Consider the following 23,071-nt stretch of genomic DNA (forward strand, 5'->3'; position numbering starts at 1 on the left):
GAGATACTCTCGCGCAGTCACCAAACCGAAGTAGCGGCAATCCCCTGTCAGCCCGCATAGTTCAGCGCTGGTCACTTAGTCACCGCTGCCACACCTGCCGTCCCTTTTGTTCAGACAAGCACCACCACAGGCAGAATAATGACGCCATGGCCGCATGCTGAGCCAATGACAGCAGCGCCGATGTCTGACACCACTCATAACCACGAGGGATATTTTATGAACAGCATGACCTTATTACGCAGTGCCGCCCTGACCATCACTGTCGCCACCAGCCTTGCGATGCCTGCCACCGCCAGCAAAGGTGAGATGTCTTACATCGACCAAGCCGTGCTGAGTGTTTGTGTCGAAGCCTCGCAAGATGACGCCTACGGCCTGGTGAAAACCTTAAAAGCCTACCGCATCAGTAAAGACAACGCGGTGAAAAAAGTGGTGTGTAATGCGCAGTCCCTGATGGACTTCGCCCGCGCCGAACAGGCCCACAAAGTGGTGAAACTGTTAACGCCGGTCGAGAACCGCATCAATGGCAATGTGACGATTAAAGATGTGGATGCGCCGCTTTAATTAAAAGGCGGAAATTTAATGCGCTGTAGGAACCGCCTTGTTAATTGCCCGCTATCGGCACAAAGTGACGATTCAAATGCCCCCTCAAAACTGCCGGGCGATTACTAAAGCAGACCCTCTGCGGCAAGGATGCCGCAGAGGAGCCTACAGGGAACGTATTAACGGCGTGTCTGCTGTGTAAGTGTCCGAGCTGTTTGCTGCTATCTTCCACGCTAAGCAATCCCCAGAATAAACACCCGCTTTTGGCATCAACCAGACTCCAACAAGCTCGCCTAGCGAACCTCAACCCTCACCAAACAGTGCCAGTAAGTCCATTGCACTGCCCTGCCATGGTTGGCCTTGCGTGCCGGCGAACAGCTGGTCAGCAAGGCCGCGTTTATATTGCTGCATTTGCTGCACTTTTTCTTCGACGGTGTGACGGGCAATCAGCTTATAGACAAACACTGCTTTGTCCTGACCGATGCGATGCGCGCGGTCTGTGGCCTGATTTTCCGCCGCCGGATTCCACCAGGGGTCGTAATGAATGACGGTATCAGCGGCGGTTAAATTCAGCCCGGTACCGCCGGCTTTAAGGCTTATCAGGAAAATCGGATTGCTGCCATGCTGGAAATCGTCGATTTGTTGCTGACGGTTTTTGGTCTGGCCGGTTAGTTTGCTATACGGAATACCCAAATACTGCAGTTCCTGCTCAATCAGCCCCAACATGCTGGCGAACTGGCTGAACAGCAGGATTTTGCGGCCTTCTTCCACCATTTCCGGCAGGTTGTCGCGCAGCCATTCTAATTTGGCATTGTGTTTGACCGACTGCGCCTGTTCAATCGGCACTAAACGCGCGTCGCAGCAGGCCTGGCGCAGTTTCAGCAGCGCGTCGAGGAACTCAATCTGACTGGCCGCCACGCCTTTTTTCAGGAACAGCTCCCGCACTTTAGTTTCCATCACCAACCGGATACTTTCGTATAAATTGCGCTGATCGTGTTCCAGTTCCAGCAGCTGGATGATTTCGGTTTTATCCGGCAGTTCAGTCGCCACCTGGTTTTTGGTGCGGCGCAGCATAAAAGGCGCGATACGTTGCTTCAGCGCATTGGAGCGCTCCATATCGCCTTGTTTTTCAATAGGTTTACGGAACACCTGCTGAAAATAGGTCTCAGTGCCTAAAAGACCTGGCAAGACAAAATCAAACAGCGATTTCAGCTCGCCTAAATGGTTTTCCAACGGCGTGCCGCTTAAAGCAAGACGGAAATCAGCTTTTAACAGACGCACCGCCTGCGCCGCCTGACTGCCGGAATTTTTAATATGCTGCGCTTCATCCAGCACTACCAGGCTAAAGCGCAGCTGCTGATACACCTTGATATCGCGCACAATCAGCGGATAAGTGGTCACCAGCAAATCATAATCACTGAGCTGCTCAAACAAATGCTGGCGTTTGCTGCCGTAGATTTGCAGCACGCGCAGCTCGGGCGTAAACCGCGCCGCTTCCTGCTGCCAGTTACCGAGTAAACTGGTCGGGCAGACGATTAACACCGGCGTATTGAGCCGACCGGCTTCGCGCTCGCTTTGGATAAAACTTAACGTCTGCAGCGTTTTACCAAGGCCCATATCGTCGGCCAAAATGCCGCCTAAGCCATAAGTGCGCAGGAAACTCAGCCAGTTCAGGCCTTGTTGCTGATAAGGCCGCAGCGTTGCGTGCAGCCGTGCCGGCACCGGCACTTCAGCGATGCCATCAAATTGCTGCAGCTTGGTGCTTAAACTGGCCACCCGGCTGGCGTTTAAGTATTTGACTTCGGCCGCGCCCGGCGGCGGCAAAATGGCCGCTTTGTAGTCGGGTAATTCCAGTTCCAGCGGCGTTTTTTGCAGATTCAGCAGCTCGACAATAGTGTCGATCAGCGGCTGAATCAGACTCACCGGCAGCGCCAACTGGCCTTGCGGTAACTTCAGCCAAATTTCCTGCTGCGCTGTCGGCAGACCATATTGGCGCAGCCATTGGCTGATGAGTGGCAACAGCGGCACCTGCACGCCATCGACTTCCACTTCAATGGCAACACCAAAACCGCCTTTGGCTTTGTCCTGTACTTTGAGATAAGGCCGGTCGCTTAAAATCGCCTGATTAAAGCGGCTGTCCTGCTCGACGCGCCAACCGCTGGCACGTAGCTCCGGTAACGCCTGCAGTAATTGCTGCCATAACAGCGGATTGTCCGGCCCTTCGCCGGTGCCAAAACGGGCCGGATCTTTGGCCGGCGCGGTCTGCACCAGCCCGAGTTCCGTCAGCTGCTCCACCGCCTGCACTTCAATGGCACGCTGGCGTTTAATAAAAATCCGCTCATTACCCTGCTGAATTTCAGTCTGATGCGCGCTTAAATCCAGCGCCAGCCGGTGCGAGCCATAATCAAACGCCAAAATGGCCTCGTCCTGGCCGGCATCACTCTGACCCAGCTTTAACACCGGCACCGCATCGGCTTCAACCCGGCTTAAGCCAACCCCGCGTGGAATGGGCAAACTGACGCGGGAAAACAACTGCTGCAGCCGGACCAGACTATCTGCGGCGGCATTGACCGGAATGGGTGGCATCCGCGACAACAACTTCAGCTCGCGGCCGGTCAAATCGGTTTCCAGCAGGCCCAGCTGATAGTTGCTGGTGTCGAGATAACAAGGCGGTTGGGTGTACACCACTTCCAGTTCGGCATCGTCACCCAAATCCCATTCCAACAGATAACCTTCACGGCCGGCTAACCAGCGCAGCTGCAGCGAACGCGGCGCACCCCAGCTCAGCATGTGCCGGCCTTCGCCAAAATAACAACGGCCGGTCGCCATCATCTGTTGCAACAGGGCATAACCCCAGTCGTCTTCCAGCAAAGCCTGATCTTTTAAATTCTGCGCGCGGAACAAATTCAGCAGGCGAAAATCGGTTTCTTCAATCCAATACGGCTGCAGATAACCGGAAAAATCCTGTGCTGTGATAGCCGTGCCTTTGCTGTAACCGCCTTTTTTACTGGCCTTGACCCGGCGCGGATAAAGCTGCAGGCCGCTTTGGCCATAACTTAAGATGTACAACACCACTTCACGCAGTTTGGCGCTGTCGGCCGACTGCCCGGTCTGACGCTCGGCGTCGGCAAACCATTGCGTCAGCTGACGCAGCGGCAGCTGCTGCAAATCAACCTGTTGTTGCTCCCAGGCTTGTTTTAACTTCAGCAGCACGGCCAGCACATGTTTACAACGGCCACCAACCGGGCAACTGCAGGAATCGGTCAGTTGCCAGTCGCCATCCCGTTGTTTTAATGACAAATATTGCCGGTACGGCGCTAAAGCTTCGCCCCAGACCTGCGCACTGATCGACGACAAATCCTCGTTGTATTCCAGTTTGATCACTTTGCCGGCCTGCCAATAAGCGCGGGCGCGCTGAAAAGTAGCAGGGTCAAACCAGAGTTGCAGTTGTACAGGACTTATCGGAAACACAGCTGAATTATTCCTTCGCGGAAAAAAGGCAAACCGCTAGTGTACCGGAATGCGTGAGGTTGCCAAAGCACAGCGCTGAATTTCACCGCAACTTTGCTCCCACTTGTTCCGAATACATTTTTTTTGTCCAGAAATCAGCGATTTATCACAAGTTTATTCAGAACAAATCAGTTAATTATCAAACAACAAACAATGAACATAAAGTTAACATCATGTCAGTTCATTGCGGCCAGCCGCAGCTGAACTATTCAAATCAACAATGAAAAAAGGAAAACCTCATGCAAGTAGTTCATCCACAGCTGACGCTGACTGAATTAGAAACCCGTTTGGAAATGTCTGCTTTTTTTGACGGTGGTGTTGCCACACCACAGGACACTTTCCGTTGCTGTGGTAAGTGCAATGACGCACCGGCACCAACACAACCTACCGCGAACTGAGCCAGCTTCGGCTGATTAGTCGCTTTTATAAATTCAACAAAGGAATTAAAACATGCAACAACAAACTGAATTACAGCCGCTGGTGCTGACCGAACTCGAAGAACGTCTGGAACTGTCAGCGCTGTTTGGTGACGCACCATCAGCAGCAGCTGAAGATACTTACCGCTGCTGCTATGAGTGCAAAGTGCCTTAATCAGCACTGACGATGACTGCCACAATGTTGTGGCAGTCTTTCTGCGCCCGCAAAGGACTACTTCGATGTCAACTTTATACCCACTGGACTGGACGCAATTACAGTTGTCCGCGACAGCGATGCCCGAATCAGACAACCAGGCATATCTGGCTGTCTACCAGCAACAGTACTTTTACCTCAGTACAGCTTTGTACCAACATCTTATTTGCTTACAAAAACTCGCCGCACAACAGGATGAGCAGGCGTCAGAACAGCTACTGCAAGAACACCCTGCACTGGCAGATGTGTTGCAACGCATTTGCCGGCGTGCAGCAAGGCCAACAAATTCACCGGTGAAACTGGCCGTGACATTTCTGCCCGAAACAGCCAGCAACACAATGGCAGCCATTTTTGCTCAGCTGTTCAGGCCAGCAATCGTTGTACTTTTTTTGTTGCTGATCCTGAGCAGTCATTTTTTGTTTTGGCAAAGCCCGCACCCTTTTGACGCCAGCTTTCATATTCAGAGCTTTGCTGAGTTTGGCCAGTTTCTCAGTTTGCTGTTGCTGTCATTTCTTGCTCATGAGCTGGGTCATATCAGCGCCTGTCGCTACTACAAACAGCGCTGTGGCCGGATTGGCTTTGGTTTTTATTTTATTTTCCCGGCGTTTTTTTCCGATGTCAGCCGGGTCTGGGCATTACGGCCTTCACAGCGCATCGTTGTTAATCTGGCCGGTGTCTATTTTCAGACCCTCGTCAACAGCCTGCTGTTGCTGTGCTGGCTCAGCCAAGGCAGCGGCATCAGCCAAAATCTGCTGGCGAGTGTCATTTTGTTGAATTTTATCAGTATGTTGTATGCACTAAACCCGGTGTTGCATTTTGATGGTTATTGGGTGCTGAGTGATATACTGAACACCAGTAATCTGCGGCAACAAATGCTGCAACAAGCCGCAGCGATCCTGAAAACAAACAGCTGGCGTGGCCGGTTGCTGCGGCTTACTGAAGCGCCCTGGCTGACCGCTTACGCCGTCCTGACTTTTGCCTTTACCGCCTTGTTTCTCGGATTTTTCACCCTGTACGTACAGACATTTTTTCACAACCTGCCGCAGCTTTGGCACAGCTTGCAGTTTAAATGGCTGATGGCCAATGACATCACAAGTTTTTCGGTGCTGCTATTTGGTCTGTTCCCGTTAGTATTTTTTCTATTGATTTGCTTGGTGCTCAGCAAATCAATCTGGCAGTTTGGGCGGGGGTTTTATGTCTTATTGCGCTGACAGTTTGTGGGTGCTGAGCAAAGCCGTCGAGTTCAATGCCAATCCTAATGGCCGGTTTGCTGTGCAACACAGGCTCAATGGCCGTCGGTTTGAACTCGATCAGCTGTCCGCAGACTACGCTCGTCTGTACAGTCAGCAAATCCGGTTTGCCGCAGGTCAACAACTCAGCAACCTGAATGCAGAGACTGTCACGACCATCCATCAGTATCTGGTTAACACCGGTATCCTGTTACCAGCCGATGCGGATGTGGAGACCCGGCAACTTTTGTCTTTTCAGGCACCGACAACACCTTTGTTCGGCGCTACGCGCTGTGTGAATTTTACCCAGCATCAGGCCGGCCAGCTTTGTTTGTATGGCGCACCATTTGCCGCCAGTTTTCCGGCGACTTTAGGCTGTCGGCAAGCAAGTCACAGTCTGCGTCAATATGCGCAGAAAATCGGTATTAACCTGCACAAAGCAGCGGTCCGGCAACTGGCCAACTTATGTCAGGTCCCGCCGGATTATAGTTTTAATACCTTACAGAACCGGGTGAATGCGGAACTGCTCGACTGTGGAGATCTGCATATTTCGCCATTTGAAAGTGCAGCATTGGCGCAGCGGAAAATAGCACTTACCTGGCGCAGCTGTCTGGCCCAAGGACTAGTCCCGGTGATGTTGGGTGGAGATCACAGTGTCACCTATCCGGCGTTACAGGAAGTGGCAGCTCAACATCCGGCATTTTATGTGCTGCAACTGGACGCTCACAGCGACACCTACTGGTCTGGCACCGACGAGATATATGGCGATGTGGTTCCACCGCACCATGCCAATTTTATGGCATTGGCCCTGCGGGACTTCCCGCAGATCCGGCAAGTGGTGCAGGTTGGGCTGCGTGGCCTTGCTAATTTTAATTTGCCGGCAAGTCCACGCCAACATGTCATTTGGGCCAACGATTTACAAACAAGTCCGGCCGTCTTTCCTGATCCAACCTTACCTGTCTACATCACTTTAGATCTGGATGTACTGGACCCGGTCTGGCTGCCCGGTACCGGTGAAGCTTTGCCCGGCGGGCTCAGCCTGACTCAACTGGCGTTGTTGTTGCGGGAGATCTGCAGTCACCGTCGTGTGATTGGTATGGACATGGTTGAGCTGAATCCTGCTCTTGATGACAGTGGCCGCAGTGTCAAAACCGCGCTGGAAGCCCTGCTGTTGCTGATGAATAGTGGAGAGTAAATATGGATAACCTTTGCCCGCTGGCACAATTCCCGGCGCCTGAGTACCTTGCGCAATACCTGCAGGCTCACCGGCGCTTTCAGCAGCTGGATTTTTCAGACTACGGCAGTTCAGTTGGCCGGATGAGCCGGCAATGTTTGGCCAGTCTGCGTTACTTTCTGCCCGATGAGGCAAATCATCAACAAATACTACGCCGGGTCTTGCTGAATCAGGAGCTCAGCAAAATTGATGAGTGTCTGGTTGAACAACCGGCGCTGCTGCAACAACAGTTCGCCCAAACTGAAATCACTGACCCGCAGCATTGGTTGGCGGCGGCCGCGAGCGGCAAACCAGTGCTGTTTTGTACCTTCCACTACGGCTCTTATGGACTTATCAATGGCTTGCTGGCAAGCCGGGGCATTGATTTTGCGTTACCGGTCAGCAGCCAGATTTTTCAGCAACTGAAACCGCGCTATGACCGGAACATGCAATTGCTACAAGAACAGTCGCCGGCAGCGCTCGGACAGATGCAACTGCTGGATGCCGAAGCTTCAACATTACTACTGCAGCTGCGGCGGAAGGTCAAAGCCGGTCACTCACTGCTGTTCTATCTGGATGGCAATGCCGGCGTCGGCGGCATGCAAAGCAGCAACGAAAACATGACACAAATCCGTTGGTTTGATCATGCCATCCAGTCACGGATCGGTCTCAGTTTTATCAGCCATTTCCTGCAAATACCAATAGTGCCCGTGTTGTGCTACCGGCGCGGGTTACTGCAAAATACCTTGTATTTTGGTGAAGCATTGCAACCCCAGAAGCAAGCTGCGACCGCTGATGTGCATCAGCAAGTGACACAACAGCTATTCGATTTTCTCGCAGATTTTGTCAAAAAAGACCCAAGCCAATGGGAAGCATGGATGTATCTGCATCGCTTTATCAGCGCACCTCCCTTGCCCGTCGCGCCGGAAACTCAAGGTATCTGCAACGACATGACTTTGTCATTTAATCACCAAAAGTACCAGTTGTTAAAATACGGCGAGCAACTCGTTGTATTTGACCCGACGTATTTTCGTTATTTCACAGTGCCGGCTGACTGCACTGCTGTCGTTGAAGATTTGTACCGGCAACCACTCAGTGCCGACCAACTTTCAGCCTGGCAGCCGCAATTGCAAAAAATGCCCTGGATCCAACAATGAACTACAAAATACTTTTGCCATTTTTACTTTGCCTCAGTGCCTGTCACAGCAGCCCGGAAAAAATCGATGAAACGACACCGGTCGCACAGCGCAAAGGCCAGTTACAGTTGGCTACCAATACCATTAGACGACTGGAGGTTGACCAATTTATCGGTGATATCCGCATCACGCCCAGTGACACTGCAGCGGTTCGGGTCGATTATCGCATCGAGCTGCATTCGGCGACTGCAGCGCAGGCACAGCTGTTACTGAGCCAAATTAATCCCGTGTTGCACGCCAGCGGCGACACCTTACAACTGCATATAGATTTGGACGATGCGGTTCCGGCTGAATTGCTGCTGCCACGTGCCAGCTTTAAATTAGGTTATTTTATTGGCTCAGGCTCTACCCGTACCATTCGCTATCAGCAGCGCGAGTTTCAACTTAAAAGCCGACCTGACCACAACTCACCGGCCTTTTTTGTCCACCTCGATGTGAAGGTTCCGGCCGGCATGACACTCAAAGTTCAGCAGGCGCTTGGCGACCTGTACGCCGGTCAATTACGCAATGCGCTGGAGCTGGCGAGTCCGGCCGGACAGATCCAGCTGGAACGATTACAGCAAGCAAATACGCATATCACAGCAGCAAAACGACTGTCGATCTCCCACCATCGGGGTGATCTCCGTCTGACGAATACCGGTCGCGAGGTATTGCTGTCCGATATCCAAGGACAAATTCAAGCGCAGCACCAGGGTGAATTGTTTAGCCTCAGTCAATTCCAAGGCGCCTTGCAACTAAATGCCCAGGGCGGCGAAATTCGCTTACAGCAGCTCACCGGGCCGGTCACCCTGCAAAGCAGCGATGCCCGTGTGCAACTGACACAGCTACATGGTCCGTTGCGCTATAAAAGCCACAATGGCAGTTTGCAGCTCAGTCAGGCCAACGGCGATTTGGATCTGAGCAGTTATAATGGCCCTATTGCATTAGCAGAAGGTGTTCAGGCCCAGCAACTGCAGATTGTTACCGACCGGGGCATCATTCGCCTGCAGCAGTGGCCGGTACAGGCCAAACGTATTGAAATCCGCAACCGAGCCGGCCTGTTACAGTCACCGGTTCCGCTGCCGGCGTCCTGCAAACCACAACAAAACGCTCAACATCAGCCTTGTTTCGTTGAGAGTGCCGTGGGCAGCATCAGTCCGGCAAATACGACCAACTGACATTCTGCAGCGACTAAAGCCATCAGACCGGTGCCGAAATTACCGCACGGGCCGGTCAGATTGTTTTATGCTGGATGTTTATTTGTCTTCGCTGCGGAACTCCCTAATGAAAATAAAAACTCTGAGCTTGCTGACCATGCTGGCCTTTGCCCAGCAGGCTTTAGCAGCCGAACAACTCAAATACACTATTCTGGTCGATAACGGCGTCAAAGCCGGCGAACAAATCGTCGACATCAAAGACAACGGCGAAACCTCGGTCCGCTTTATCTTTAAAGACAACGGCCGTGGGCCGGAAATTAATGAAACCATCAAGCTGAATAAAGACGGCTTTATCACCGACTATCAGGCTAAAGGCGCCACCACTTTTGGCTCTGTGGTCAGTGAAAGCTTTAAAGTCGAAGGCGGCACCGCGCGCTGGAGCACCGGTAAAGAACAAGGCAGCGCCAAATACAGTCAAAACGCGCTGTATCTGCCGGTCGACGGCACACCGCAGCTGGCGACAGTTGCTATCGCTGCCATGGCGAAAAGCGGTAAAAACAGCCTGCCTTTATTGCCAAGCGGCACCTTGCAACAACAAGTCGCCGGCGAACTGATTGTTGAAAATGCCGGTGAGAAACAGCAAGTCCAGTTGTTAGTGCAAACCGGTGTTGGCTTTGAGCCGAATTTTGTCTGGGCCACCAAAGGCGAAACACCGCGACTGTTTGCCAGCATTGCGCCCGGTTATTTGACGCTGATTGAAGAAGGCTGGCAGGGCAACGCCGATGCGATGCTGGCGATGCAGCTCAAAGCCGAAACCACTTTGCTGGAAAAAATGGCGACTGAGCTGCCAAAAGAGCTGCACGGCCTGACCGTGGTGCGTAACGCGCGGATTTTTGACAGCGTGACCTTGCAGGTTGGCGCGCCCAGCGACATCTATCTGCTGCGCGGCAAAATCACTACAGTAGTGCCAGCCGGCTCGTTGCAAAGCCCGGTGCAGCATGAAATCGACGCCGCGAACCGCATCGTCGTGCCTGGCCTGTTTGATATGCACGGCCATATTTCGCGCTGGGAAGGCCCGCTCCATCTGGCGGCCGGTGTCACCACATTGCGTGATATGGGCAACGACAACGCCAATATGCAGCTGATGATCGACGAAATTGCCAACGACCAGTTACTGGCGCCAACCATAGTGCCGACCGGTTTCCTCGAAGGTGAAAGCCCGTATTCATCGCGCAGTGGTTTTGTGGTCAAAGACTTAGCCGGCGCCAAACAGGCGATTGACTGGTACGCCGCCCATGGTTACCCGCAGCTGAAAATTTATAACTCGTTCCCGAAATCCATCCTAAAAGACACTGTGGCTTATGCGCATAGCCGTGGCATGCGTGTCAGCGGCCATGTGCCAGCGTTTTTAAAAGCTGAAGATGTCGTTGCCGCCGGTTTTGATGAAATTCAGCATATTAATCAGTTATTGCTGAACTTCCTGGTGAAACCGGACACCGACACCCGCACGCTGGAACGGTTTTATTTGCCAGCCAAACAAGTGGCAGATTTAGACCTGCAAAGCAAAAAAGTGCAGGATTTCATTAAGTTATTGAAAGACAATAATCTGTCAGTCGACCCGACACTGGCGACTTTTGACTTCCTGAAAAAAGTCGACGGCAGCGTGGGCGAACCCTGGCGCGCCATCGTGAAAAACCTGCCGCCAGATGTACAGCGCCGTTATGCCCGCGCCGAACTGGATATTCCGGATGATGCCACAGCGCAGCGCTACGCCAAGTCCTACGCCAAGATGGTCGAGTTTGTTGGCATGATGTACAAAGCCGGTATTCCGGTGGTGGCAGGCACCGACGAACTGGCTGGCTTTACGCTGCAAGGCGAACTGGAACTGCTGGTCAAAGCTGGTTTAACCCCGGCGCAGGCGCTGCAGGTCGCCACGTTAAACGGCGCGAAATTCAGTAAAGTTGCCCAAAGCAAAGGCCAGATTAAACCCGGCTTTGATGCCGATTTACTGCTGGTCGACGGTGACCCGACGAAAAATATCGCCGACATCCGCCAACTGGCGTTGGTGGTGACGCAGGGCAAAGCCATGGTGCCATCGCAGATTTATCAACGCATCGGCGTGCAGCCATTTGCCAAAACTACAGTGACCATCCGCGATTTTGCTGAACCTGCCAGCAAAGCGGCCAGCGGCGGCGCCAGAACCGGCCATCGCCATATGCACTAATCACGTCGAAAACCGCAGTAAAAAACCCGGCCGCCAGCCGGGTTTGTTTTATCTACAGGATACCAAAATTGCAGCAGCAATATCGCCGCTATTACATCAGCAAAAATACCAGCAGAGCGGCGTGACAGGCCACCACGACAGCCGTCAGTTGTTTGCGTAATTGCAGATAAGCCGGGTGATATTGTTGGTCCAGTTCAAACCAGCGCTCGCCGAGTCTAAGCGCAATAAACAGCAGCAATTCGACGGTTAAAGTCGCTGCCTGTGGCAGAAATCCGGCCAAAAAGGTCAACACCGGTAAACTGACGGCGAACACCGCCAAAGGCCAGACCGACAGCCGCTGTGACCAGACCGGCCACAACACCCCAGCCATAAAACCGAGAATAATGGCGCTGTAACGCTGGAACATCGCTAAGGCATCAAAACCCGGTATCGGGAAAAATGTCAGCAGGCTTAAGGCCAGAAACGGCAATAAACCGAGATAACCAAGAATATGTAAAGCGGGCATAGGGGTATCAGCGTTTTGGTGATGTTGCATAGCAAAGCCTTACGGGACTGTGTGGCAATTGGATCGCATCACCATAACATCAGTTGATGACAGCATGCACCGAAGTCCGTTCAACTGCAGGAAAAACACCACCACGGCACAATCACCACACAGTCACAACACAAGCACTACACCATCACTGCCCCAACACAATACCGGCAAAGACAACAGCGCCCACATAATGATTGTGCAAAAAAGCACGGAAACAGCCGTCGCGGCCCTGCCGGGCCAGCCGGTGCTGATAAAAAAACAACAGCAGTACTGTGAGCAGCGCGTAGCTGTATGCTTCACCCAGGCCAGCCAGCTGGCCGGCCCATTCCAGCAAGGCCAGAGTTCCGAGTTGTAACAACCCGATGATCCAAAACCCATAACGGCCAAATAATCGTGCTGTGGATTTAACGCCAATCTTGACGTCGTCATCCTGATCAACCATGGCATAAAAGGTGTCGTAGGTCACAGTCCACAACAAGTTGGCGCCATACAACACCCAGACCAATAGCGGTAGCTGGCCTTGTATCGCCATAAAACTCATCGGCATGCCCCAGCTGAATGCGGCGCCGAGTACTACTTGCGGCAAGTTCGTGACCCGCTTCATAAAAGGATAAATGGCTGCGAGCAGCACAGCGACACCACTTAACAACACGGTCTTCCAGTTTAGAAACAGCAGCAGACAGGCCGACAACACCAGCAACAACACAAATAACTGCAAAGCTTCGCGACTGCTGACCCGCCCTGCCGCCAAAGGGCGGTTTTTGGTGCGTTCTACCGCACCATCAAAATTGCGGTCAGCATAATCGTTAATCACACAACCAGCGGAGCGCATCAGTACCACGCCGAGGCTAAACACCAGCAGCATGGTCACACCGGGAAATCCGTCAGCCGCCAGCCACAAAGCCCAGGCGGTCGGCCACAACAACAGGTAGATGCCAATAGGTTTATCCAGCCGCATCAGTTGTTTATATTCAGGCCAGTGCGCCAGGGTCAATTGCCAGTTCATGCTCAGATAAACTCCGCTAATGCAGGTAAATACAGTTCCTGCACTAATAATTCGTGATGTGACAAAGTGAAATAAGAACGCCGGCCCCACAGCTGCGGCAAATTACCGCCGGACCGCAGCTGCAGCCCGGCGTCAAAACACGCCAGTTCAATGGCGCTGCGCTGTAAATCCGGTTGGGTAAAAATATAATGACCGAGCGGCATAGTGCCGAGATCGGCCAGCGGCTGCAAAGCTGCGACAGTATGGTCCGGCAGAAAACTCTGCGCATAGATACAAGGTTTCTGGTCCAGCAGCAGCACGACTTCGCGGACCAAGCCACGCCGGGTTTGCCAACGTTGCTGTAAAAATTCTGGTAATTCAATGTGTTGTTGCAACAACAACTGCAAACTAAAGGCATGCCCCGTACCCTGCAGGCGCGCGGTCAACGAGCCGGGCTCGAGCAACCAATCCAGCCACAACGACGCTATGCCGGCGGGCTGTTGCGCCAACCAATCCGCCTGCCAAATGGGCGCTACATCCACATCTTTCAAACCAACACCTGATAACAACGGTTTTGTTAAACGCGCATCATACCAAGTTCTGCCGACTGTTTTCATCCACAAGGACTGGTGTCAGGCAAACGCCTTTGACAGCGCCGGAAAAATCGACCATAGATAGTCCCGGTGGCACGAAAATGGCAACTGATTTTTTTCATCATTCGCCCGCATGCGCAGGATAGTGTTCTGCCAAGCTCTCGGGTAAACTTGTTAACAAACCAATTAAGCGGACTCAGCTGTGTTAGCCAACAAGACTCTTCTCGGCCTTTTCTTTTTGTTGTTTGTCCCTGTCGCGTTTGCGCAGGAGCCCGCACCGGCAGCGCCGGCTCAGCCCAAAGTGGTCTATCACGGGTTTGACCCGGATATCGTGACTAACTACGTGACCGACGGGCAAAAATCTTTAGGTTATGTGCGGGTGACGATGGAGCTGATGATCAAAGACGAAAAATATTTACCTTTGATTGAACACCATGAACCGCTGATTCTGGACGCCATTGTTGGTGTGTTTGGTAAAGAAGCGGACACTACTATCAAATCTCTGCAGGGCCGCGAAGAAGTCCGGATGAAAATTCTGCAGAAGATCAATGAACTGATGAAAAAAGAGACAGGGACGGAGCTGGTACAGGACGTGTTATTTACCAAATACCTGTACCAGTAAGAGCCTGGACTAACCCGGCTGGCGCACCGGGCTTCGGGCCAGTGTCGCCAGCGCCATGCCACAGACAAATCCGCTTAAGTGTGCCCAGTTTGCGGTATTGACCCACAATAAATCGGCAAAGCCTAAACCGAGAAAAGCCAGCGCCAGCACCAGGTCTGGTTTGGATAACTGCAGCGGTTGTTGTGGAAAACGCCAGCCATAGACCCAAACAAAACCAAAAATCGCATAAACCACGCCGGATAAACCGCCAAAATTCGGCCCGATCAGCAGAAACTGGCTCAGGTTACTGACAAAGCCAGCCACCAGCGCCAACAGCAATAACTGCCGGCTGCCCAGCCAGACTTCAAGCCGGCCACCGTAAATCCATAACGCCAGTAAATTAAACATCAGATGCCCGGCAGAAAAGTGCAGCAGCATCGGGCTCCACCAGCGATAACTCAGTAGCTCTGGCGCGTCTGCACTGAAAAAACGAAGACTATCAAACACTTGCTGAGGCCAGATCTGCAAACAAATAAATACCAGCAACGCCGGGATAGTCAGTAACCAGACTACAGGCCCGGTTTGTTGCAAAAACCCCTGGCCTAAAGCACCAAGCCCGCTGCTGCCGGAATTCTCTGCCGGCTGGCTGCGTTGCCAGGCGGCGGCACTGTATTTGTCATGCCCCGGCTGTTGTAAAAATTGTTGCAACTCTGCGGCAACTTGCGGTTCATCCGCCGCCTCGCAGAAGATTTCGGCATGCACTGCGCTATGCACCACCACACTGACCGACCAGCCCTGTGTCAGGCAATAATCAGCAAAAGTCTGGGCGGCGGCGGCAGAATTCAGCACGGCCAGCTGTTGCATGCCGCTTACTCCTGCGAACTGCTGAACGGATAAGCCAGACGCCAGCTCTCAAAACCACCGTCCATGCTGTACACGGTGTCAAAACCCTGTTCGGCCAGATATTGCGCCGCGCCCTGGCTGGAACGACCGTGATAACACACCACCACCACCGGCTGATCCAGCGGTGTTTGCTGCATAAACTGGTGCAAAGTGCCATTGGTCAGATGATAAGCACCGTCGATATGGGCGCTGGCAAAGCTCTGGTCGTCACGGATATCGGCGATCACCACATCACCGGCGGCTAAGGCGGCAAAAGTTTCGCTGGTAGAAATATGTTTAAATTCGGACATGCTTGATTCTCCCGTCAAAGACCCGCCGCATGTTAGCCCAGTCCCGGCAAAAGATCAGCTGTAGTTCCGGTGAAAGGCGCTGTTGCTGCAAATTTATGCTTCTGCAACCGGGCAGCCTTAGGTACAATACGCGGCCTGTTGTGTTTTGAGTACCTGCCATGTCTGACAATCGCCTGTTTTTAGTGTACGACCCTGCCTTTGACGATATGGACGCAGAAGGCTGCCCGGCCTTTGGTTATGTACTGTTATTCAGCGAAGCGGATGCCGCAGCCTATAAATCCGGTGAAAACCCGCCATTTGCTGCGGTTTCACTGTTATTTACCGACCATGCCGACGAAAGTATCAGTGGCGATTTACTCGGCTGGGCACAGCTGGACGCACCGGAGCTGCAAAATTTCCCACTGGGTTATTTCTTTATGCTGATGGAACAGGCCGCACAAGTGGCGATTAATGCCTATCGTCAGGTCGGCCATGTGCCGGACCGGCTGATTGCGCTGAATATGCCGGAAGATGATTTAATTCAGTTTGATGTGCAGTTTGCCAATCTGCAGCTGGAAGACAAAGACGCTGAAATTCAGTTAGCGCAAAAAATGATGGCCGGCCGGCCATATCTCGACTCGTAACCATCACCGAAATTCCATTTCGCGCCCACCCGGTAACAATCCGTCGCCTGAACTGAGCCGTATTCCGGTTTCCCGGCATGCTTTTCAGTTCAGGAGCTATTCAGTTGGCCCACCACAAATTACATTTACCTGAAAAAATCTGCCCGGTTTGCCGGCGTCCGTTTCAATGGCGCAAGAAGTGGCAACGTGATTGGGCAACGGTGAAATATTGTTCCGAACGCTGTAGGCGTAGCAGCAAAGGTCAGACCTGACGCGCGCCTGTTTGCACAAATTGTAACCATCAGGTTAATATCCATTGATATATAAATTACAAGGATAGGCCGATGAAAACCGCTTTATTGTTATGCGCTTCGATCTTCTCTGGTTTATTACACAGTCAGACTGAAGTCAACGCGACTCAAATCCAGCAGTGGCTGGAAAAAGATCAGTTTAAAAATATCGAAAAACACGTCACCACCCTGCCCACCTTTGCTTCAGATGCCGAGCTGCAGCAAGCCCATGCTCAGGCGCTGATCGGACTGGAGCAAACTGAAGCTGCGGCAGAATTTCTGCAACAAGCCAGCAAAACCTTTCCCAAAGATGCCGACCTGCTGCAGTTGGCAGCGATGAATCAGTTCACGCTGGCACAACAAGCCAGCATTTTCTCGGCCGCTGGTCATGCCAAAGACGGTCTGGCGCTGCTGAAACAAGCCGTCAGCCTGGCGCCGGAAGATGCCGATCTGCAGCTGAATCTGATTGGCTTTTATCTGCAGGCACCCGGCATTGCCGGCGGTGATGAAGACGAAGCCAAACAAATGGCACAGGCTTTATCCGGCAAAGACCCAGTGGCAGGCCCGCTGGCACAGGCGATGGTGCTGAATAACGATGAAAAAACCGATGAAGCACTGAAAGTCATCGATGAGGCCATAAAACAACAACCGCAACAGGCCCGTTTACTGGCACAAAAAGCCGTGTTGCTGCTGAGCAAAAAACAAATGGCTGAAGCCGCGGCACTGTATCAGCAGGCCGCACAACTGGCAGAAAAACCGCAGCAAAAATACAGCTACCTGTATCAAATTGGCCGGCTGGCCGCAGTCGAACAACAGGACAAAGCAGCCGGTAAAGCCGCATTGCAGCAATTTATTGATTTTTATAAAGACGGTGAAAATCAACAATTGCCATGGGCCCGGGTCCGCTTAGCGCAAATCCATTTACTGGAACAGAATAAAGCCGACGCCGAGCAAACGCTGCAACCGGTGCTGGCCTTAGCCGACAAGCCAGAAAAGCTGGAAAAAGAACTGAAATCCATACAAAAACAACTGAAAAAGCTGAAAAGCTAAGCCATCTGCACACAAATCCGGCGCGGTGTCCGCCACGCCGGATTTCCCCAAACAGACACTGCAGTTCGCCCCCAGAGCAGATATACTAGGCACTTATTCAATTGAGTCCTTGCCTTCCGGAGTCTGGCTTTATGGTCAAACCTATTGATATGAAAGCGGTTGAAAATGCATTGGCCGGTTTCACCATCCCCCCGCAACCTGAAGTGCTGCTGCGGATCAAACAGGAAATTGAACTGGAAGATCCGAATATCAATACCATCGCGACGCTCATCAACATGGATATTGGTATTGCCGGTTTTACGTTAAAAGTCGTCAACTCCGCCTATTTTGGCCTGCGCCGCAAAATCAGTTCGATTGAACATGCCTGTAAATTTCTTGGCTTAAACCGCGTGGTGAAATTGGTGTCCAGCGTGGTGCTGCGTTTTACCCTCAGCGATGGCAAAGCCGACCCTTTCACCCTGCGTCAGTGGAACAGCGCGATGGATGTTGGCAGTGCCGCGATGCTGATCGCCCAGCATTTACGTCTGGGCTCGGACTGCGCCGACGATTGTTATTCGATTGGTTTGTTCCATAACGCCGGTATGGCGTTAATCCACGCGCAGTTCCCGGATTATCCGAAAGTGCTGAAAGTTGGCTTGAGCCAACAGATGAATTTTGGCGATATAGAGCAACGTTATTTTAATACCAGCCATGAAATGCTGGGATTTATGATCGCTCAAAGCTGGGGACTGGCGCCGGAGATCAGCAACGTCATCGCTTATCACCATCAGCCAGAATTGCTGTTCCACTCCACCGATATGTATGAAAAACGCCTCTGTGCGATTTTAAAGCTGGCGGAACATATGGTCGGCGAGCAACAGACATTGTTTGACGTGGCGGACGACGCGCAGTGGCAAGCGATCGCCGATGCGGTGCTCGACACGCTGGAACTGGACGAGATGCATTTACTTGACCTCGGCGATTTCCTGCTGGAAAACGGCGTCGAAAACCAGTTCCACCGCTAAGCGGCGCATTGGGTAGCTCAGCATACAACGCCCAAAGCTGAGCAACAGCGCGCGCTGCTGCACCAGTCATTATCAGACCGGCTCCGTAAGGCCGGTTTTTTGTTGCACGCTGGTGCAATCTCCGCGCTTCAGGCTGCCGAATGCCTCATTTCGCCGCATCTGGCCTGGTTTGAATACGTATTCATGTTGTTGTTGCCGGCAAAGCGCGATATCAAGAAGCTCTGGTTATCTGTCTGCTTGCGCCACAGGCCTTACAGACCAGGTCCCACAGTTTCCTGGAGACACAATTGCGGGGGAGTTTATGCTCCCCTTTTTTCTGGGTGTTTCCCGGCAAAACAGCAGAAAATCATAGTATAAACAGCACTCTGCTATGCTCTGAAGGCCTGCCACTGTCAGTACCGGCAGCCATTGTGGGTGATAAGACAAAACTCAAAAAATAACAATACGGGGAATCATTATGCAGCAGGCCAAACCGAATCTGAGTTTCTGGCAAATCTGGAATATGTGCTTCGGCTTCCTGGGGATCCAGTTTGGTTTTGCCTTGCAAAACGGTAACGTCAGCCGGATTTTTCAGACCTTAGGCGCCAGTATCGATGAACTGCCGATTTTATGGATCGCCGGCCCACTGACCGGTTTGTTAGTGCAGCCAGTGGTGGGTTATTTTTCGGACCGCACCTGGAACCGCTTAGGCCGCCGCCGCCCGTATTTTTTCTATGGCGCAGTACTGACCACCATGGCGCTGTTTTTCCTGCCCAATTCGCCAACCTTGTGGATGGCCGCCGGCATGCTGTGGATCCTCGATGCCTCCATCAATATCACCATGGAACCCTTCCGCGCTTTTGTCGGTGACAATCTGAACGAGCAACAAAGGCCACTGGGTTTTTCCATGCAGAGCTTTTTTATCGGCATTGGTGCCGTCGTCGCGTCCGCCCTGCCTTATATGCTGACCAACTGGTTTGACGTCGCCAACACCGCGGCACCGGGTGAAATTCCGGATTCAGTACGTTATTCGTTTTATTGCGGCGGTGTGGTGCTGTTTATCGCAGTGCTGTGGACCGTGATGCGCTCTACCGAATACAGCCCGCAACAACTGGCGGCTTTTGGTGAAGCACATGAAGAAAGCCTGCCGGGCAGTAATAAACGCCAGTACTGGCGTGAAGGCGTGATTGCTGCGCTGATTGGTATCGTCTCGCTCGGCTTAGTCTGGCAATTTAAACTGGACCAACAGCTGTATATTCTCGGCGGCGCGCTGCTGGCCTTTGGTTTGTTACAGTTCCAGGTATCCCGCAGCAAAACGCGGGGGAACAATGGCATGGTCGTACAAATTGTCGATGACCTGTATACGATGCCAGGCCGAATGCGTCAGCTCGCTGTGGTGCAGTTTTTCTCCTGGTTCGCCCTGTTTGCGATGTGGATTTACACCACTGCCGCTGTCACATCTGTGCACTACGGCAGTTCAGATCCAACGTCTGCCGCTTATAACGACGGCGCCGACTGGGTCGGCATGCTGTTCGCGTTTTATAACGGTTTTGCCGCGCTGGCGGCCTTAGTGATCCCGTACATCGTACGCCGCACCTCACTGCAGGTGGCACATTGCATCAATCTGGTCTTAGGCGCAGCTGGTTATCTGTCCTTTCTGGTGATTAAAGACCCGGCGCTGTTATGGCTGTCGATGATCGGTGTTGGCTTTGCCTGGGCGTCGATTTTGTCGCTGCCCTACGCCATGTTAGCGGACTCGTTACCGGCCAATAAAATGGGCGTGTACATGGGCATGTTTAACTTCTTTATCGTGTTACCGCAGCTGTTGGCCGCCACTATTCTGGGTTCGCTGATTAATCATTTATTTAACGCCGAAGCGATTTATGCGCTGGCGCTGGGCGCAGTCAGTCTGCTGATCGCTGCCGGCTATGTCCTGACTGTAAAAACTGAGCGCAGCTGAGCCAAGGCCGCTACGCAACCGCTGCGAAGTAAAGGAGAAATTGTTGATGAAAGCTGTTTTTCGTCTGTCGGCGCTCAGTGCCGCCTTCATGTTGTCGGCCTGCCAGCCACAGCAAGACCCTGCCGCTGCGACGGCGCCGGGCGCACCGGGTCAGCCTTCCACCTGGTCTTATGCCGGTAAAACCGGCATCGGCACCTCCTACGAGCAATATCAGGATGGCCGTTATGCCGACAGCGCCAGTACCGGCGTGGTGTCCAAAGTCTGGTTTTCGCTGGCGCAGGGTATTCTGACCGAAACCATGGCGGGCCTTATCCATGAAGCCCAGCTGCGCGAATTACAGCTGGTGGTACAGGGTCAGGGCTTTGTCGACGAAGAAAAAACCGCCACCAACAGCCAGACCGATTACCTGCACAAAGATGCAGCAGGTCGCCCGTTGGCGCTGTCGTACCGGGTGACCAACACCGCTAAAAATGGCCAATACGAAATCGAGAAACAGTATTTTACTGACCCAACTGCCCAAACTATGGTGGTGCGGACCAAGTTCAAAGCTCTGGCTGATGGCCTGACGGTTTATTCCTATATAGACCCGGCGCTGGCCAATACCGGCAGCAACGACAGCGCGACCATCAAAGATGGCATGCTGCAGGCACAGGATGGCAACAGCAGTCTGACACTGCTGACCGCACCGGCACCAGTCCAGGCCACCGTCGGCTTCGTCGGTGTGTCAGATGGTCTGACTGAGCTGAAAACATCCGGCAAAGTGCCAACTTACCACAGCACAGGTGAAGCAACCGGCAACGTGGCTGCTTTACTGACCCACGCCACGCTGAAAAAAGGTGAAACGGCGAGCTGGGACCAGGTGATTGGCTTTGGCAGTGACGCGGCACAAAGTCAGGCGCAAGCGCAACAAACGCTGCAACGCGGCCTGGATACCGTGTTGACGCATTATCAGGGCGATGGCGATGCCATCGGCTGGCAGGATTATCTGGCGCAGCTGCCGGCGCTGGCGAAGCTGACCGACCAAAGCACGGACCAGGGCAAGCTGCTGTATGCCAGTGCGCTGGTGTTAAAAGCGCAGGAAGATAAAACCCACGCCGGCGCTTTTATCGCCTCGTTGTCCAATCCCTGGGGCGAAGCCAAATCGGCTGAACAGACCCAGACCGGTTATAAAGCCGTCTGGCCACGTGATTTTTATCAGGTGGCGATGGCGCTGTTAGCGCTGGGTGATAAAGAAAGTCCGAAAGTGGCGTTCCAATATTTGCAAAAAGTACAGGTCACTGACAAAACCCCGGGTTATAGCGGTACACCCGGCTGGTTCCTGCAAAAAACCCATGTCGATGGCACGCTGGAATGGGTTGGCATCCAGATGGACCAAACCGCCATGCCGGTGATGCTGGGCTGGCGCTTGTGGCAGGACGGCGTGCTGTCCGACGCCGAGATCACCAGTTGGTATCACAGCATGCTAAAACCGGCGGCGGATTTCCTCGCGCACGGCGGCAAAGTCAAACTGGACTGGAACGACATCGATTTAAAATCGCCAGCGACCCAACAAGAGCGCTGGGAAGAACAATACGGTTATTCACCATCGACCATGGCCGCCATCATCAGCGGTCTGGTCAGCGCGGCCGATATCGCGGCCAAGGCTGGTGACAGCGCCAATGCAACGCTGTATCAGCAAAAAGCTGACGAGTTTGCCGGCAAGCTTGAAGCCCTGACTTACACCGAACAAGGCCAGCTGAAAACCGCCAATAGTGATGGCAAATATTATCTGCGCATTAACAGCAACGAAGACCCAAACGACAACAGTGTGCTGGAACTGCGTAACGGCCAGGCCGATACGCGCGAAGGCCATGTCGTTGACGGCGGTTTCCTCGAACTGGTGCGTTATGGCGTGCGCAAAGCCGACCATCCGGCGGTGCTCGCCACTTTAGGCGAAATGGACGACCTGACGTTGCCGGACCTGACGCGGGTGCGTTATGAGTTTAAAACCACTAGCGGCCAAACCGTGTCAGGCTGGCGCCGGTACGGCATTGATGGATATGGCGAAGATATTGTCAGCGGCGAGGCTTATGCCAACGGACCGGGTCAGACCAACACGGCTGGCCAACGCGGCCGTGTCTGGCCGTTTTTCTCCGGTGAACGCGGTCACTATGAGCTGGCGCGGGCGCTGCTGCAAAAAACACAGCTCGGGGAAGCCGAACTGGCACCACTGCGCACGCAGTATGTCGGTGCGATGGAACATTTTGCCAATGCTGGCCTGATGTTACCGGAGCAGGTGTTTGATGGCGTCGGCAATAACAGCCATTACCAGTATCAGCCGGGTGAAGGCACCAATGGCGCGACACCACTGGCCTGGACTCACGCCGAGTACATCAAGCTGTTACGATCGCTGCAGGACCAGAAAGTCTGGGACCGTTATCCGCTGGTAGAGCAGCGCTACGCCAAATAAAGCGCAGCGTTACGCAAAATAACACGCTACGGCGGGCCGGTTCGCCGGTACCGCACGACTCTCCCGCTCCCGGTTTGTTGTTGCGATGCAGCAGGCCGGGAGTTTTTCTTTGTATTGGCTTTCAGGCTGTGTGAACAACACAACGGCAGGAA

General features: G+C 53.1%; 21 protein-coding genes. 15 read left to right on the plus strand and 6 right to left on the minus strand.

Features of this window, described 5'->3' with window-relative positions; all coding sequences use genetic code 11:
- Positions 1–180: 180 nt before the first annotated feature.
- Complete coding sequence (locus tag ABNT34_RS09295; protein ID WP_348730914.1) at positions 181–561, plus strand: DUF3718 domain-containing protein; 381 nt, start codon at positions 181–183, stop codon at positions 559–561.
- 282 nt (positions 562–843) lie between these two features.
- On the opposite strand, the gene ABNT34_RS09300 is transcribed toward ABNT34_RS09295, so the two are convergent.
- Positions 844–4,011, minus strand: a complete 3,168-nt coding sequence (locus tag ABNT34_RS09300; protein WP_348730916.1) for a DEAD/DEAH box helicase — start codon at positions 4,009–4,011, stop codon at positions 844–846.
- Between the two features lie 278 nt (positions 4,012–4,289).
- On the opposite strand from ABNT34_RS09300, the gene ABNT34_RS09305 reads away from it, so the two are divergent.
- From ABNT34_RS09305 to ABNT34_RS09335, 7 genes are all read left to right on the plus strand, one after another.
- On the plus strand, positions 4,290–4,448 hold the full coding sequence (locus tag ABNT34_RS09305; protein ID WP_348730918.1) for a hypothetical protein: 159 nt from the start codon (positions 4,290–4,292) through the stop codon (positions 4,446–4,448).
- A gap of 52 nt (positions 4,449–4,500) precedes the next feature.
- Positions 4,501–4,641 (plus strand): hypothetical protein, encoded by a 141-nt coding sequence (locus tag ABNT34_RS09310; RefSeq protein WP_348730920.1) that lies wholly within the window; start codon positions 4,501–4,503, stop codon positions 4,639–4,641.
- Between the two features lie 65 nt (positions 4,642–4,706).
- Positions 4,707–5,891, plus strand: coding sequence for a hypothetical protein (locus ABNT34_RS09315; protein WP_348730922.1), 1,185 nt, complete (start codon positions 4,707–4,709; stop codon positions 5,889–5,891).
- On the plus strand, positions 5,875–7,104 hold the full coding sequence (locus ABNT34_RS09320; RefSeq protein ID WP_348730924.1) for an arginase family protein: 1,230 nt from the start codon (positions 5,875–5,877) through the stop codon (positions 7,102–7,104). The genes ABNT34_RS09315 and ABNT34_RS09320 overlap by 17 nt, the downstream gene beginning before the upstream one ends.
- Positions 7,105–7,106: 2 nt before the next feature.
- The gene (locus tag ABNT34_RS09325; protein WP_348730926.1) at positions 7,107–8,279 is read left to right on the plus strand and encodes a hypothetical protein; all 1,173 of its coding nucleotides are present in this window, start codon (positions 7,107–7,109) and stop codon (positions 8,277–8,279) included.
- Positions 8,276–9,475, plus strand: a complete 1,200-nt coding sequence (locus tag ABNT34_RS09330) for a hypothetical protein (RefSeq protein WP_348730928.1) — start codon at positions 8,276–8,278, stop codon at positions 9,473–9,475. The genes ABNT34_RS09325 and ABNT34_RS09330 overlap by 4 nt, the downstream gene beginning before the upstream one ends.
- A 106-nt stretch (positions 9,476–9,581) precedes the next feature.
- The gene (locus tag ABNT34_RS09335) at positions 9,582–11,678 is read left to right on the plus strand and encodes an amidohydrolase family protein (protein WP_348730930.1); all 2,097 of its coding nucleotides are present in this window, start codon (positions 9,582–9,584) and stop codon (positions 11,676–11,678) included.
- A 91-nt stretch (positions 11,679–11,769) separates the two neighbouring features.
- Here the strand turns inward: ABNT34_RS09335 and ABNT34_RS09340 are convergent, their stop codons facing one another.
- The 3 genes from ABNT34_RS09340 to ABNT34_RS09350 form a co-directional block, all read right to left on the minus strand.
- The gene (locus ABNT34_RS09340) at positions 11,770–12,213 is read right to left on the minus strand and encodes a DUF3429 domain-containing protein (protein WP_348730932.1); all 444 of its coding nucleotides are present in this window, start codon (positions 12,211–12,213) and stop codon (positions 11,770–11,772) included.
- Positions 12,214–12,358: 145 nt separating this feature from the next.
- Positions 12,359–13,219, minus strand: a complete 861-nt coding sequence (ubiA, locus tag ABNT34_RS09345) for a 4-hydroxybenzoate octaprenyltransferase (protein ID WP_348730934.1) — start codon at positions 13,217–13,219, stop codon at positions 12,359–12,361.
- 2 nt (positions 13,220–13,221) lie between these two features.
- A complete protein-coding gene (locus ABNT34_RS09350; protein ID WP_348731704.1) occupies positions 13,222–13,740 on the minus strand; it encodes a chorismate lyase in 519 nt (172 codons plus the stop codon).
- 289 nt (positions 13,741–14,029) lie between these two features.
- Here ABNT34_RS09350 and ABNT34_RS09355 point away from each other — a divergent pair, with 289 nt between their 5' ends.
- A complete protein-coding gene (locus tag ABNT34_RS09355; RefSeq protein ID WP_348730936.1) occupies positions 14,030–14,413 on the plus strand; it encodes a flagellar basal body-associated FliL family protein in 384 nt (127 codons plus the stop codon).
- Positions 14,414–14,422: 9 nt separating this feature from the next.
- Here ABNT34_RS09355 and ABNT34_RS09360 read toward each other — a convergent pair whose 3' ends face one another.
- Positions 14,423–15,256 carry a rhomboid family intramembrane serine protease gene (locus ABNT34_RS09360; protein ID WP_348730938.1) on the minus strand — a complete coding sequence of 278 codons (834 nt, stop codon included), beginning with the start codon at positions 15,254–15,256 and terminating at the stop codon, positions 14,423–14,425.
- Positions 15,257–15,261: 5 nt separating this feature from the next.
- Entirely contained in the window at positions 15,262–15,585 is a 324-nt protein-coding gene (gene glpE / locus ABNT34_RS09365) for a thiosulfate sulfurtransferase GlpE (protein WP_348730940.1), read from the minus strand.
- A 158-nt stretch (positions 15,586–15,743) separates the two neighbouring features.
- On the opposite strand from glpE, the gene ABNT34_RS09370 reads away from it, so the two are divergent.
- The 6 genes from ABNT34_RS09370 to ABNT34_RS09395 all read left to right on the plus strand — a co-directional run bounded on the left by ABNT34_RS09370 (position 15,744) and on the right by ABNT34_RS09395 (position 22,919).
- Positions 15,744–16,208 carry a hypothetical protein gene (locus tag ABNT34_RS09370; protein ID WP_031570078.1) on the plus strand — a complete coding sequence of 155 codons (465 nt, stop codon included), beginning with the start codon at positions 15,744–15,746 and terminating at the stop codon, positions 16,206–16,208.
- Positions 16,209–16,285: 77 nt separating this feature from the next.
- Positions 16,286–16,459 carry a DUF2256 domain-containing protein gene (locus ABNT34_RS09375; RefSeq protein WP_348730943.1) on the plus strand — a complete coding sequence of 58 codons (174 nt, stop codon included), beginning with the start codon at positions 16,286–16,288 and terminating at the stop codon, positions 16,457–16,459.
- Between the two features lie 72 nt (positions 16,460–16,531).
- The gene (locus ABNT34_RS09380; protein ID WP_348730945.1) at positions 16,532–17,527 is read left to right on the plus strand and encodes a hypothetical protein; all 996 of its coding nucleotides are present in this window, start codon (positions 16,532–16,534) and stop codon (positions 17,525–17,527) included.
- A 131-nt stretch (positions 17,528–17,658) separates the two neighbouring features.
- On the plus strand, positions 17,659–18,531 hold the full coding sequence (locus ABNT34_RS09385) for an HDOD domain-containing protein (protein ID WP_348730947.1): 873 nt from the start codon (positions 17,659–17,661) through the stop codon (positions 18,529–18,531).
- Between the two features lie 457 nt (positions 18,532–18,988).
- Positions 18,989–20,470: an MFS transporter gene (locus ABNT34_RS09390; RefSeq protein WP_348730949.1), complete on the plus strand. Its 1,482-nt coding sequence runs from the start codon at positions 18,989–18,991 to the stop codon at positions 20,468–20,470.
- Between the two features lie 46 nt (positions 20,471–20,516).
- Positions 20,517–22,919, plus strand: coding sequence for a glucan 1,4-alpha-glucosidase (locus tag ABNT34_RS09395; RefSeq protein ID WP_348730951.1), 2,403 nt, complete (start codon positions 20,517–20,519; stop codon positions 22,917–22,919).
- Positions 22,920–23,071: the final 152 nt, after the last annotated feature.

The sequence above is a fragment of the Rheinheimera texasensis genome (assembly GCF_964031785.1).
Taxonomy (GTDB): Bacteria; Pseudomonadota; Gammaproteobacteria; order Enterobacterales; family Alteromonadaceae; genus Pararheinheimera; species Pararheinheimera texasensis_A.